Origin of the sequence: Curtobacterium sp. BRB10 (assembly GCF_031844325.1) — a bacterium.
Taxonomy (GTDB): Bacteria; Actinomycetota; Actinomycetes; order Actinomycetales; family Microbacteriaceae; genus Curtobacterium; species Curtobacterium poinsettiae_A.
The window spans coordinates 419,746-433,347 of the sequence record NZ_JAUZVA010000003.1 but is presented as its reverse complement, the minus strand read 5'-3'; the positions used below and the strand labels follow the sequence as shown (position 1 = coordinate 433,347).

Here is a 13,602-nt window from a genome sequence, read left to right as displayed (position 1 = left end):
ACCCCTCGACGCACACACCGCGAGGTGTCGTGACCAGTCGGCCGACCAGCGCCGACCAGCGCCGATCAGCACCGACCGCCCGGCCACCATCGCCCGGCGGGCTACTCGGAACCGGGGTCGGACGCGCCCATCCCGGTGAGCAGTGCCCGGAACGAGTCGAGCCGCTCGACGCCGGTCGGCCCGAGCTCCCCGTCCTGCACGCGGTCGACGATCTCCCAGTCGTGCGCCTGCGCCAGCGGGATGCCGTCCCGCGCGGGCAGCACCGGCACGGCGTGCGACGCGAACGCCCGGAAGACGTTCGCGGGGTCGACGTGCCCCAAGCCGAACGACCGCACACCCGGCGTGTCGATGATCCACCCGCCGTCACGGACCCGCAGCGCGATCGACGACGACGACGTGTGCCGCCCGCGGCCGGTCACGGAGTTCACGACGCCGATCGCGCGCGTCGACCCGGTCAGGGCGTTCACCAGGGTCGACTTGCCCACACCGGAGTGCCCGACGGTCACGGTCACCTTGTCGTCGAGGAGCTCGTGCAGCGCCTCGAACGGGACGTCGTCCGATCGGCTCGTCACGATCCGAAGGTCCAGGCACGCGAAGTGCGCCAGGAACGGGGCCGGGTCGGCGAGGTCGGTCTTCGTGATGCAGAGGATCGGGTCGAGCCCGGCGTCGAACGCGGCCACCAGGTACCGGTCGATCAGGCGGGTGCGCGGCTCGGGGTCGGCGGCGGCCACCACGATGAGCATCTGGTCGGCGTTCGCCACGATGACGCGCTCGACCTCGTCGGAGTCGTCGGCACTCCGCCGCAGCAGGGTGGTGCGCTCGGCGACCTTCACGATGCGTGCCAGCGAGCCCGGGTCGCCGGAGACGTCCCCGACGAGCGACACGTGGTCGCCCGTGACGACGGACTTCTTGCCGAGCTCGCGGGCCTTCGTCGCGGTGATGACGTGGTCGTCGATCAGCACGCCGAACCGCCCGCGGTCGACGTTCGTCACCCAGCCGACCGGGGCGTCGTCGTACGTCGGACGGGTCTTCGTGCGCGGTCGGTTGCCCTTCGGGTTCGGGCGCACCCGCACGCTCGACTCGTCGTACTGCCCGTACGGCTCGTCCGCGTCGGAGTCGTCGCCGTCGACGTCGTCCCACCAGCTCATGCGTCAGTCCCCGCTCACCGGTGCAGCGGCCACCGAGGACGCCACGAGCGCCGCCCACAGCTCCGGGAACTGCGGCAGCGTCTTCGCGGTCGACCCGATGTCGTCGACGGCGACGCCGTCGACGACGAGGCCCACGATCGCCCCCGCGGTCGCCATCCGGTGGTCGTCGTACGCGCCCCAGGCGCTGCCGTGGAGCGGCGCCGGCTCGATCCGCAGGCCGTCGTCGAGTTCGTGCACCGCGCCTCCAGACCGGTTGAGGTCCGCCGCCAGCGCGGCCAGGCGGTCGGTCTCGTGCCCGCGCAGGTGCCCGATCCCGGTGATCTCGCTCGGTCCGTCCGCCAGCGCGGCCAGCGCGACGAGTGCCGGTGCGAGTTCGCCGCCGCGGCTCAGGTCGAGTTCGAGACCCGGCAAGGAGGCCCCACCCCGGATCCCGACGCCGCCGTCGACGACCAGGTCGTCACCGTCACGGGCCACGCTCGCCCCCCACAGGGGCAGGAGCGTCTCGAGGTCGGCGCCGACCTGCGTCGTCTCGCTGGGCCAGGTGCGGATGCGGACCGTGCCGCCGGCGACGAGCGCGGCGACCGCGAACGGCGCGGCGTTCGACAGGTCGGGCTCGATCGTGACGTCACGCGCGCCGATCGGGCCGGGGTGCACGACCCACTCGCCGACCGCCGGCTCCTCGACGCGGACGCCGCGGGCACGGAGTGCCGCGACGGTCATCTCGATGTGCGGCATGCTCGGCAGGCGTTCGCCCACGTGGGTGAGGTGCAGGCCCTCGTCGAAGCGGGGGGCCGACAGCAGCAGCCCGGAGACGAACTGCGAGGACGCCGACGCGTCGATCGTCAGGGCGCCGCCGCGGACCGAGCCTGTGCCGGTGAACGAGAACGGCATCGAACCGCCGCCGTCGTCCGTGACGTCGACACCGAGGTCCACGAGTCCCCGCACGATGGCGTGCATCGGCCGCTTGCGGGCGTAGGGGTCGCCGTCGACCGTGACGGGCCCGACGGCCAGGGCGGCGAGCGGCGGCAGGAAGCGCATCACCGTGCCGGCCAGTCCGCAGTCCAGGCGGACGGCGCCGTGCATCGGGGCGGGCGTGATCCTGAGGTCCGGGCCGTACGGGTTCGGGGCGGTGCCGGCCGCCGGCTCGAGCGCTTCGATGCCGACGCCGAGCGCCCGGAGGCCCGCGATCATCAGCGCCGAGTCACGGGAGTGCAGCGGGAGCCGGATCGTCGAGGGGCCGTCCGCGAGGGCCGCGAGCACGAGCTCCCGGTTCGTCAGTGACTTCGACCCGGGCAGCGCGACGTCGCCGCGGAGCGGACCCCCTGCGACCGGGGCGATCCAGGGGTCGGCGGGCTGGTCCCCGCTGTGGGAATGCGTCGTGTCTGCCATCGGTTCACCAGGGTACTGAACGCACCGGGAGGATCAGTGGCGACAGCAACACTCGCACGAGTGCGGACCGGCACGGCGACCGTGCTGACCGCGGTGCCGACGACGCTCGGCACGCTCGGCCTAGACTTGGCGGCGATGACGACCGACGAACCGCAGGCAGCTCCGCACCACCTGGTCGACGAGACCGAGGTGCAGCTCGACGCCGTCGAAGAGGAACATGAAACCCTCGACGACGCAGCAGACGAGCCGGTGGACGCGAAGACCGTCTCCGAGGGGGAGCTGCGGTCCCTGTTCGAGGACCAGGCGCTGCCCTTCATGGACCAGCTCTACGGTGCGGCCATGCGGATGACCCGCAACCCGGCCGACGCGTCGGACCTGGTGCAGGAGACGTTCGTCAAGGCCTTCGCCGCGTTCCGCCAGTTCAAGCAGGGCACGAACCTGAAGGCCTGGCTGTACCGGATCCTCACGAACACGTTCATCAACACGTACCGCAAGAACCAGCGGAACCCGTACCAGGGCACCATCGACGAGCTCGAGGACTGGCAGCTCGGCGGCGCGGAGAGCGTGACCCAGTCGATCTCCGCCCGGTCCGCCGAGGCCGACGCGATCGACCACCTGCCGTCCTCCGCCGTGAAGGACGCCCTGCAGGCCATCCCGGAGGACTTCCGGATGGCCGTGTACTTCGCCGATGTCGAAGGCTTCTCGTACCAGGAGATCGCCGACATCATGAAGACCCCCGTGGGGACGGTCATGAGCCGCCTCCACCGTGGCCGCCGGCTCCTCCGTGGGCTCCTGGCGGACCACGCCCGTGAGACCGGCATCGTCCCGGACGCAGCGTCGACGGCGACGATGCGTGGACGGGGACGAGGCGCGGCACAGACGACGAAGGCAACCGCGGCCACGGGTCGCACCGGACGGAAGGACGCACGATGAGCGGCTGCGACTGCTCGAAGGCGAAGGCCGAGCTCGAGGAGTTCCTGCACGACGAGCTCCGCCACGAGGACGCCGCGGACATCCGCGAGCACATGGACGGGTGCGAGGACTGCCAGACCGAGCACCGCGTCGGCGTCGTGCTCATGGAGACCGTGCGCCGTGCCTGCAAGGAGACCGCTCCCGACCAGCTGCGCAGCGAGATCCTCGCGCGCATCCGGGTGGAGCAGGCGACGCACTGACGCTGCAGGGGTGCGGGCTCGTCAGCCCGGACCTGGACGGCTCGGCTGCTCGCCGTCGCGCGCGACGACGTGTGGACACGAGGGCGCAGTGGGAGCCCGTCGCAACACGACCGACGGCCCGGGTAGGTTGGCCGACATGACCCTCTCCGTCGAGTCAACCACCACCTGGTCCGACACGGACGTCGCCGACGTCGCCGCCCTCGTCCGCCTGCTCGGTCATGACGTCGACGACGCGTCGATGCGCGACCGCCTCGACCGGCTCACCCCCGAAGCCGGGCACCGCACCTGGGTGGTCCGGAGAGACGACGGACGGGTCGTCGCCGTCGCCGGCGCACAGGTCACGTGGGCGTACGCCAGCGACGAGCCGACGGCGCAGCTGCTGCTGCTGGTCGTCGATGACACGGCCAGGAGGCACGGCACCGGTTCCGCGCTCATCGACACGTTCGAAGCATGGGCGGTCGAGCAGGGCGCGCGTCGCCTCAGTGCCGTCAGTGCGGCCGCGACGGACAGCGCGCACCGCTTCTACCAGAAGCGCGGGTACCACGACGCCGGGGTGCGCTACACGAAGATCGCGTAGCGCCGCCGCCTTCCCCGCCAACGTCGAAGCGCCCCGTGCCGGAGTCCGTCGGACTCCGGCACGGGGCGCTTCCTCGTGGTCAGGCCGACGCGCGCAGCGCCGTGTCGATGACGTCGGTGGCCTCTTGCGCGGAGCGCTTCGAGGAACCGGTGGCCGGTGCGGCACTCGCCGAGCGGGCCGCCACGGACAACGGTCGGCCACCCAGGTGCGGCGACAGGTTCATGCAGACGAACGGCCAGGCGCCCTGGTTCTCCGGCTCCTCCTGCGCCCACACGACGTCGGCGTCCGGGTAGCCCGCCAGGACCTCGAGGATGCGGTCGAGGGGGAGCGGGGCGAGCTGCTCGAGCCGGACGAGTGCGACGTCGGTGACGCCGCGCTTGTCGACCTCGGCACGCAGGTCGTGGTGCACCTTGCCGGAGTGCAGCACCACGCGACGGACGGCGCGCTTGTCGGTGATCCGCGCGTCGTCCAGCACGGGCTCGAACGTCCCGGTCGTGAAGTCCTCGACCGCACTCGTCGCCTGGCGGAGCCGGAGCATCGCCTTCGGGGAGAACACGATGAGCGGCTTCTGGGGACGGGCCCAGGCCTGCCGGCGGAGCAGGTGGAAGTACGAGGCCGGGGTCGACGGGCGCGCGACGATCATGTTGTCCTCGGCGCACAGCTGCAGGTAGCGCTCGATGCGCGCCGACGAGTGGTCCGGCCCCTGACCCTCGTACCCGTGCGGCAGCAGCAGGACGAGGCCGGAGCGCTGCCCCCACTTCTGCTCGGCGGACGAGATGAACTCGTCGATGACGATCTGGGCACCGTTGGCGAAGTCGCCGAACTGCGCCTCCCAGAGCACGAGCGACTCGGGGCGCTCCACCGAGTAGCCGTACTCGAAGGCCATCGCCGCGTACTCGCTCAGCAGCGAGTCGTACACGTAGAACCGCGCCTGGTCCTCGGTGAGGTTCGACAGCGGCAGCCATTCCTGGCCGTTCACCCGGTCGTGGAACACCGACTGGCGCTGGACGAAGGTGCCGCGGCGGGCGTCCTGTCCGGCGAGGCGGACGGGCTTGCCCTCGACCAGGATCGACCCGATCGCCATGAGCTCCGCCATCGCCCAGTCGATTCCGCCGTTGCGGGTCATCTCGGTGCGCTTGGTGAGCAGCTGCTGCAGCTTCGGGTGGATGGAGAACCCGGCGGGCGGGTTGCTGTGCGCGTCACCGATCGCCCGGACGAGCTCCTCGGACACGGCGGTCTCGTGCACCTCGACCTCGGCGTCGTCGCGCTGCGCGGCCGGGCGTTCGAGACCCTGCACCGCCCCGTCGTCGTCGACCTCGATCACCGGGATGGTGCCGGTCTGTGCCTCGTGCGTCTCGGCGAAGGCGCGTTCCAGGCGGTCCTGGAAGTCGCGGTGCGCCTCGTCGTACTCCTCTTGCGTGATGTCACCGCGGCCGACGAGCGCCTCGGTGTACAGCGTGCGGACGGAGCGCTTCGCCTCGATGAGGTTGTACATCAGCGGCTGCGTCATCGAGGGGTCGTCGCCCTCGTTGTGCCCGCGACGGCGGTAGCAGATCAGGTCGATCACGACGTCGCGGTGGAACTCCTCGCGGTACGCGAAGGCGAGTTCGGCGACGCGCGCGACGGCCTCGGGGTCGTCACCGTTCACGTGGAAGATCGGCGCCTGGATCGTCTTCGCGACGTCGGTGGAGTACACCGAGCTGCGCGCCGACTCGGGCGGGGTGGTGAACCCGACCTGGTTGTTGATGACGAGGTGGACCGTGCCGCCGGTGCGGTAGCCGCGGAGCTGCGACATCTGCAGCGTCTCGACGACCACACCCTGGCCGGCCATCGCCGCGTCGCCGTGCACGAGCACGGGGAGCACACCGAAGCTGCCGGGGGCCTCGCGGTCCTGCTTGGCTCGGACGATGCCCTCGAGCACGCCGTCGACGGCTTCGAGGTGGGAGGGGTTCGCGGCGATCGTCACCGGGATGCTCGAGCCGTCGGACGTGCGGAACACACCCTCGGTGCCGACGTGGTACTTCACGTCGCCGGAGCCCTGACCGGACACCGTGCCCGGCAAGGAGGACCCCTCGAACTCACGGAAGATCTGCCCGTAGGTCTTGCCGGCGATGTTCGTCAGCACGTTCAGGCGGCCGCGGTGGGCCATGCCGATCGCGACCTCGGCCAGCCCGGCTCCGGCGGCGTGCTGGATCAGGGTGTCGAGGAAGGCGATGGTGGACTCGCCGCCCTCGAGCGAGAAGCGCTTCTGGCCGACGTACTTGGTCTGCAGGAAGGTCTCGAACGCCTCGGCCTCGTTGAGCTTGCCGAGGACGCGGAGCTGCTCCTCCTTCGAGGGCTTCGAGTAGGGCACCTCGATGCGCTCCTGCACCCAGCGACGCTGTTCCGGGTCCTGGATGTGCATGTACTCGATGCCGACCGTGCGGCAGTAGGCGTCGCGCAGGATCCCGAGGACGTCGCGCAGCGGTGCCGAGGTGGTGCCGGCGAGCCCGCCGGTGACGAACTCGCGGTCGAGGTCCCAGAAGGTCAGCCCGTGGCTCTCGATCTCGAGGTCCGGGTGCGTGCGCTGGCGGTACTCGAGCGGGTCGATGTCGGCCATCAGGTGCCCACGGACGCGGAAGCTGTTGATGAGCTCCTGCACGCGGGCGGTCTTGTTCACCCGGTGCGCCAGGTCGACGTTGATGTCGTTCGCCCACTGGATCGGCTTGTAGGGGATCCGGAGCGCGGCGAAGATGCCGTCGTAGAAACCGTGCTCGCCGATCAGGCGCTCGTGCACGTGCTTGAGGTACTCGCCCGAGCCGGCGCCCTGGATGACGCGGTGGTCGTAGGTGCTCGTCAGGGTGATGGTCTTGCCGATGCCGAGCTCGACCAGGGTCTTCGACGCCGAGCCCTGGAACTGCGCGGGGTACTCGAGGGCGCCGGCACCGATGATCGAGCCCTGCCCCTTCGTCAGGCGCGGGACCGAGTGCACGGTGCCGATGCCGCCCGGGTTGGTGAGCGAGATCGTCGTGCCCTGGAAGTCCGCCGGGGTGAGCTTGTTGTCGCGGGCGCGCTTGACGAGGTCCTCGTAGGCGGAGAGGAACTGGCCGAACGTCAGGGTCTCCGCGCGCTTGATGCTCGGCACCAGGAGCGAGCGGGTGCCGTCCTTCTTCGGGACGTCGATCGCGATGCCGAGGTTCACGTGTGCCGGGGCGACGACGAACGGCTTGCCGTCGCGCTCCTCGTAGAAGACGTTCTGGCTCGGGAAGTCCTTGAGCGCCTGCACCATCGCCCACCCGATCAGGTGCGTGAAGGAGATCTTGCCGCCGCGGGCGCGTCGGAGGTGGTTGTTGATGACGATCCGGTTGTCGATCATCAGCTTCGCCGGGATGGTCCGGACGCTCGTGGCGGTCGGGACGGTCAGCGAGGCGTCCATGTTCGACGCCAGCGTCTTGGCCATGCCCCGGAGCGGGGTCGCCACGTCCTCGTGGGTCTCCTCGTGGTCGTCGGCCGCGTCGTTCGCCTCGGCCGGGATCGGCTGCGGTGCCGGCTGGCGCGAGGTGGTCTTCGCCTGGATGGGGCCCGACTTCGCCTCGCCCGGGGTGTCCCCGGTGGCCGGCTGCTGCGTCGAGGACTGCTGCTGCGAAGCGGGGACCTGCTGCGCCGCCGCTGCCTGCTGCCCAGCCGCCGCCTGTGGTGTGGGGGATCCCGCCGGAGCCGGAGCGTCACCGACCTGCGTGCGGTGGTAGCTCTCGAGGACCGGCCACCAGGACTTGTCGACCGACTCCTTGTCCGCGACGAACTGCTCGTAGAGCTCGTCGACGAGCCACTCGTTCGCCCCGAATTCGCCCGCGGTCTCGTCCGTTCCGGTCAGATGGCTCGACACAGCCGATCGCCCACTCTCCGTCGATAGATGCTCGTGTGTGTCGTGCGGAGCAACCCTGCGCCGCACAGGTGCCAAGCCTAGCCGCTCCGACATGTCCGTTCCGTGTCAGCCGCGGCGCGAGTCGGCAGCCCCCGAGCACCCGGTCGGGGCCCTGACGGGAGCCGTACAGTGGAGCGCATGAGGTTCTACGAGACGCGGCCGACGCACGACCTGACCTACTCCGACGTCTTCCTCGTCCCGAGCCGTTCCGGCGTGACGAGCCGCTTCGACGTCGACCTCGCCGCGAACGACGGCAGCGGTGCCACGATCCCGATCGTCAGCGCCAACATGAACTCGGTCACCGGCCCTCGGCTCGCCGCCACCCTGGCCCGCCGCGGTGGTCTGGGCGTGCTGCCGCAGGACATGCACCTGCAGGACCTCGACGCCGCGATCCGCTGGGTCAAGGACCAGCCGGTCGACTTCGACACCGCCTACGACATGGGTGCCCAGACCACCGTCGCCGAAGCCCTCGAGCAGCTCCTGCCCGTGGCCGGCCGTGGTGTGGTCGTCCGCGACGCCGACGGCGAGTACCTGGGCTGCGTGCCCGCGTCCCGCCTCGGCACCGCCGGCCCCGACGCCGTCCTCGGTGACCTGCTGCACGGCGCCTCGACCGCGATCGACGCCGAGGACGCCGGTACGCCCCGCCACGTCTACGACGTGCTCTCGGCCGCCGAGGTCGACTTCGCGCCGGTGGTGCGGCACGGCCGGGTCGTCGGCACCACGAGCCAGACGAGCGCGATCCGCTCCGACATCTACACGCCCGCCGTCGACGCCTCCGGCCGGCTCCGGGTCGCCGCCGCGCTCGGCATCAACGGCGACGTCGCCGCGAAGGCGAAGGCGCTGGCCGCCGCGGGCGTGGACGTCCTGGTCCTCGACACCGCGCACGGCCACCAGGACGGCATGCTCCGCGCACTCCGCACGGTCGCGTCGCTGCAGCTCGGCATCCCGCTCGTCGCCGGCAACGTCGTCACCGCCGACGCCGTCGCGCACCTGGTCGGGGCCGGAGCGGACATCATCAAGGTCGGCGTCGGCCCGGGTGCAATGTGCACCACCCGCATGATGACGGCCGTCGGTCGTCCGCAGTTCTCCGCCGTGCTCGAGACCGCCGCGGCAGCCCGCTCGCTCGGCGCCCACGTCTGGGCGGACGGCGGGGTGCGCTACCCGCGCGACGTCGCACTCGCCCTGGCAGCAGGGGCGTCCGCCGTCATGATCGGCTCGTGGTTCGCCGGCACGCTCGAGGCGCCCGGCGTGCTCCGCCGCGACGACGCAGGCAAGGCCTACAAGGAGAGCTGGGGCATGGCCTCGGCCAAGGCCGTGCGTGAGCGGTTCGAGCGGCTCGACCCGTACGAGCGTGCCCGCAAGGCGCTCTTCGCCGAGGGGATCTCGTCGTCGACGATCTACCTCGACCCGGAGCGCCCGAGCGTCGAGGACCTGCTCGACATGATCACCACCGGCGTCCGCAGCTCCGCGACCTACGCGGGCGCGTCGTCCCTCGCCGAGTTCTCCGAGCGCGCGCTGGTCGGCATCCAGTCCGCCGCCGGGTACGAGGAAGGCAAGCCCCTGCCCGTCAGCTGGTAGCGCGGACGGGGCGCGCGTCGCCCTGGTCGCGACCACGGACGGACGGGAGGCGCGGTGCCAGCTGGCACCGCGCCTCCCGTCCGCTCTTCGGTGCGTCTACCGGCGTCGAGTCGCGTCCTCGACCTCGCCCACCAGTTCTTCGAGGATGTCCTCGAGGAACAGCACGCCGATCGTACGGCCGTCCGCGTCGAAGGCGCGGGCCACGTGGCGCCCGGCGGCCCGCATGGTCGCGAGCGCGTCCTCGAGGTCCATCTCGGTGTACAGCGAGATGAGCTGGCGGATCCGCTTCGGCGGCACCGGGTCGTCGAACTCGTCCGGACGCAGGTCGATGACGTCCTTCACGTGCACGTAGCCCGTGGGGGAGCCGTCCTCGCCGACGAGCACGTAGCGGGAGAACCCGCGCTGTGCCACGGCGTGCTCGACGTCACCCGGGGTCGCGTCGTCGGGCAGCGTGACGAGTTCGGCCATCGGCACGGCGACGTCACGGACCTTCTTCTCGGTGAACTCGAACGCCAGGGCGAGCTTGCCGTCGTCGGTCAGGGTGCCCTCCCGCCGGGACTGCTCCACGATGGTCTGCACCTCCTCCACCGTGAACGCGCTCACCGCTTCGTCCTTGGGCTCGACGCGGAACAGCCGCAGCACGGCGTTCGCGACCTCGTTCAGGCCGACGATGACCCAGTGCAGGCCGTGACCGATGTACCAGAGCGTCGGGACCAGCAGCAGCGCGGCGCGGTCCGGCATCGAGAACGAGATGTTCTTCGGCACCATCTCGCCGAACACCACGTGCAGGAACGACACGAGCAGCAGCGTGAACACGAAGGCCACGGTGCCGATCACCTCGGCGCTCCAGCCGGTCAGGTGCAGCGGGACCTCGAGCAGGTGGTGGATCGCCGGCTCGGACACGTTCAGGATGAGCAGCGAGCAGACCGTGATGCCGAGCTGGGTGGTCGCGAGCATGCGGGTGGCGTGCTCCATCGCCCAGAGCGTCATCTGCGCGGCCTTCGAGCCCTCTTCGGCGCGGGGCTCGATCTGGGAGCGGCGAGCCGAGATGACCGCGAACTCCGCCGCGACGAAGTACGCGTTGCCCATCAACAGGACGACGAGCCAGAAGATACCCCACCAGTCGGAGCTCATCGCAGTCCCTCCTTGCAGCCAGAAGATCCCGCTGCGCCCATCACCGAATCGGAGCTCATCGGGTGCTGCCCTTCGTCGTGGTGGTCGCGGCCTTCGTGGTGGTCGGGGTGCTCCCGGTGGACGGGATGATGATCGCGGTCGCCGCCGTGTCGGTCGACGGGCGCGTCGGGGTCCAGCGGATGCGGTCGATCCGACGGCCGTCCAGCCGCTCGACCCGGAACACGCCGCCGTCCAAGGGGACCTCGTCGCCGACGACGGGCAGACGGCCCAGCGTCGACATGACGAACCCGCCGACGGTCTCGTACGGGCCCTCCTCGGGCACCTTCACGCCGGCGCGGTCCTCGAGCTCGTCGGGACGCAGCAGACCGGGGAAGGTCAGCCAGTCACGGGAGCGGACCACGTCGATGCGGGCGCGGTCGTGCTCGTCCGAGACCTCGCCGACGATCTCCTCGATCAGGTCCTCGAGCGTGACGACCCCGGCGGTGCCGCCGTACTCGTCGACGACGATGACCATCTGGTAGCCGCGACCCCGGACCTCGGCGAGCAGGGTGTCGCCGGGCATGGTCTCCGGCACGCGTTCGGCGTCCGTCATGAGGGCCCCGACGGGGACCTCCGGACGCTTCTCGCGCGGCACGGCGACGGCCTGCTTGACGTGCACGATGCCGACGACGTCGTCCGCGTCCTCCTCGATGACGGGGAAGCGGCTGAAGCCGGTCTTGCGGGCGAGGGCGATGACGTCCTCGGCGGACTCGGACACGCGGATGGTGGAGAGCCTCGGGCGCGGGGTCATCACGTCGCTGGCGCTCAGCTCGGAGAACGAGATGGTGCGCTCGAGAAGCGTCGCGGTGTCCTGTTCGAGCGATCCCTCGGAGGCCGAGCGGCGCAGCAGCGAGGTGAGTTCCTCGGCGCTGCGGGCACCGGAGAGTTCCTCCTGCGGCTCGATGCCCAGCGACCGGAGCACGGCGTTCGCGGTGCCGTTCAGCAGCGCGACGGCGGGCTTGAAGACCGTCGTGAACGCGATCTGCAGCGGGACCACGAGCCTGGCGGTCTGCAGGGGCAGCGCGAGCGCGAAGTTCTTCGGCACGAGCTCGCCGAGGATCATCGACAGCAGGGTCGCGATGACGAGCGCCACGATCGAGCCGACGGTCTCGACGATGCCCTCCGGCAGGTTCATCGCCAAGAACGGCGCCTCGAGCAGCGTCGCGATCGAGGGTTCGAGCAGGTAGCCGGTCAGCAGCGTGGTCAGCGTGATGCCGAGCTGCGCGCTGGACAGGTGCGTCGAGGTGACCTTCAGCGCGCCGATGACCGGTGCGAGGCCGGCTTCACCGCGGTCGCGCCGCGCTTCGACGTCGGCGCGGTCGAGGTTGACCAGCGCGAACTCGGACGCGACGAAGACACCCGTGCCGAGGGTCAGCAGGATGCCGCCGATCAGCATGACGATGTCGATCGGACTCATGATTCACCCCCGTTCGCGCACAGGGATGACGTGCAGCTCACCGAGTGAGCGGCGGATGAGTGAGGCGAAGAACTATTCGGGGGATCGTCCACAGTGCTGCCAATCGTACTGCCTGCGCGGTCGCTGGGCCGTGAATCCGTACAGAACCGACCGCGCCTACGCCGTGATCCGCGCGCGGTGGTACTGCTGCGGCTCGTAGTCGACCGGCACGCGGAGTTCGACGGCGGCACGGAGCGCGAACGACGGGTCGCGGAGCATCTCACGACCGATCATCACGACGTCGGCGAGGCCGGTCGCGACGATCTGCTCGGCCTGGAACGCCTCGGAGATCATGCCCACGGCGATCGTCGGGATGCCGGCGTCGCGCTTGATCGCCGCCGCGTGCGGCACCTGGTAGCCGGGGCCGACCGGGATCGGCGCGCTCGCGACGTTGCCGCCGGTCGACACGTCGGCCAGGTCGGCACCGTGCTCCGCGGCCCAGCGGGCGACGACGGTGGTCTCGTCGAGCGTGAGCCCGCCGTCGACCCAGTCGGTGGCCGAGAACCGGACGACGATCGGGAAGCCCTCGCCGACCTCGGCGCGCACGGCGTCGACGACCTCGAGCAGCGCGCGCGCACGGTTCTCGAGCGAGCCGCCGTACTGGTCGGTGCGCTGGTTGCTCAGCGGCGAGAGGAACTGGTGCAGCAGGTAGCCGTGGGCCGCGTGGATCTCGACCAGGTCGAACCCGGCCTCCACCGCGCGCCGGGCGGACTGCGCGAAGGCGAGGGCGACGACGCGGACGTCCTCGACCGCGAGCGCACGCGGGACGTCGTAGCCGTCGAATGCCACGGCCGACGGAGCGACCGTGGTCCAGCCGCCCTGGTCGGCGGGGACCGTGCCGTGCGTGGTGTCCCAGGGGCGGTAGGTCGACGCCTTGCGGCCGGCGTGCGCCAGCTGGATGCCCGCTGCGGCCCCCTGCTCGTGCAGGAAGTCGACGATCGGCTTGAACGCGTCGCGCTGCTGGTCGTTCCACAGCCCGAGGTCCTGCGGGGTGATCCGTCCCTCGGGCACGACCCCCGTCGCCTCGACCACGACCGCGCCCGCGCCGCCCTTGGCGAACCCGCCCAGGTGCACGAGGTGCCACGGGGTCGCCACGCCGTCCTGCTGGTCCACCGAGTACTGGCACATCGGGGAGACCCAGATGCGGTTGCGGACGGTCAGGTCACGGACGGTGATCGGGTCGAACAGGGCGTGCGTCACGCGGG

10 protein-coding genes are annotated in these 13,602 nt (G+C 71.0%); 4 read left to right on the top strand and 6 right to left on the bottom strand.

Translation table 11 applies throughout. The features are described 5' to 3' along the window. Positions 1 to 101: 101 nt before the first annotated feature. A complete protein-coding gene (rsgA, locus tag Q9R26_RS08885; RefSeq protein WP_209135498.1) occupies positions 102 to 1,148 on the bottom strand; it encodes a ribosome small subunit-dependent GTPase A in 1,047 nt (348 codons plus the stop codon). Positions 1,149 to 1,151: 3 nt separating this feature from the next. Continuing rightward, positions 1,152 to 2,537, bottom strand: a complete 1,386-nt coding sequence (gene aroA / locus Q9R26_RS08880; RefSeq protein WP_311227062.1) for a 3-phosphoshikimate 1-carboxyvinyltransferase — start codon at positions 2,535 to 2,537, stop codon at positions 1,152 to 1,154. Between the two features lie 81 nt (positions 2,538 to 2,618). Here aroA and Q9R26_RS08875 point away from each other — a divergent pair, with 81 nt between their 5' ends. The 3 genes from Q9R26_RS08875 (at position 2,619) to Q9R26_RS08865 (ending at position 4,286) form a co-directional block, all read left to right on the top strand. Further along, a complete protein-coding gene (locus Q9R26_RS08875; RefSeq protein WP_209135518.1) occupies positions 2,619 to 3,470 on the top strand; it encodes a sigma-70 family RNA polymerase sigma factor in 852 nt (283 codons plus the stop codon). After that, entirely contained in the window at positions 3,467 to 3,709 is a 243-nt protein-coding gene (locus Q9R26_RS08870; protein ID WP_027465838.1) for a zf-HC2 domain-containing protein, read from the top strand. The genes Q9R26_RS08875 and Q9R26_RS08870 overlap by 4 nt, the downstream gene beginning before the upstream one ends. 136 nt (positions 3,710 to 3,845) lie before the next feature. Continuing rightward, on the top strand, positions 3,846 to 4,286 hold the full coding sequence (locus Q9R26_RS08865) for a GNAT family N-acetyltransferase (protein ID WP_311227061.1): 441 nt from the start codon (positions 3,846 to 3,848) through the stop codon (positions 4,284 to 4,286). Positions 4,287 to 4,365: 79 nt separating this feature from the next. Here the strand turns inward: Q9R26_RS08865 and Q9R26_RS08860 are convergent, their stop codons facing one another. Further along, positions 4,366 to 8,151, bottom strand: coding sequence for a multifunctional oxoglutarate decarboxylase/oxoglutarate dehydrogenase thiamine pyrophosphate-binding subunit/dihydrolipoyllysine-residue succinyltransferase subunit (locus tag Q9R26_RS08860; RefSeq protein WP_311227060.1), 3,786 nt, complete (start codon positions 8,149 to 8,151; stop codon positions 4,366 to 4,368). Positions 8,152 to 8,328: 177 nt separating this feature from the next. Between Q9R26_RS08860 and Q9R26_RS08855 the strand changes: the two genes are divergently transcribed. Next, positions 8,329 to 9,768 carry a GuaB1 family IMP dehydrogenase-related protein gene (locus Q9R26_RS08855; RefSeq protein ID WP_182066473.1) on the top strand — a complete coding sequence of 480 codons (1,440 nt, stop codon included), beginning with the start codon at positions 8,329 to 8,331 and terminating at the stop codon, positions 9,766 to 9,768. 96 nt (positions 9,769 to 9,864) lie between these two features. Here the strand turns inward: Q9R26_RS08855 and Q9R26_RS08850 are convergent, their stop codons facing one another. The 3 genes from Q9R26_RS08850 to Q9R26_RS08840 all read right to left on the bottom strand — a co-directional run bounded on the left by Q9R26_RS08850 (position 9,865) and on the right by Q9R26_RS08840 (position 13,597). Beyond that, positions 9,865 to 10,902 carry a hemolysin family protein gene (locus tag Q9R26_RS08850; RefSeq protein WP_182066474.1) on the bottom strand — a complete coding sequence of 346 codons (1,038 nt, stop codon included), beginning with the start codon at positions 10,900 to 10,902 and terminating at the stop codon, positions 9,865 to 9,867. A 55-nt stretch (positions 10,903 to 10,957) separates the two neighbouring features. Continuing rightward, complete coding sequence (locus tag Q9R26_RS08845) at positions 10,958 to 12,358, bottom strand: hemolysin family protein (protein WP_182066475.1); 1,401 nt, start codon at positions 12,356 to 12,358, stop codon at positions 10,958 to 10,960. A gap of 156 nt (positions 12,359 to 12,514) precedes the next feature. Further along, the gene (locus tag Q9R26_RS08840) at positions 12,515 to 13,597 is read right to left on the bottom strand and encodes an NADH:flavin oxidoreductase/NADH oxidase (RefSeq protein WP_311227059.1); all 1,083 of its coding nucleotides are present in this window, start codon (positions 13,595 to 13,597) and stop codon (positions 12,515 to 12,517) included. Positions 13,598 to 13,602: the final 5 nt, after the last annotated feature.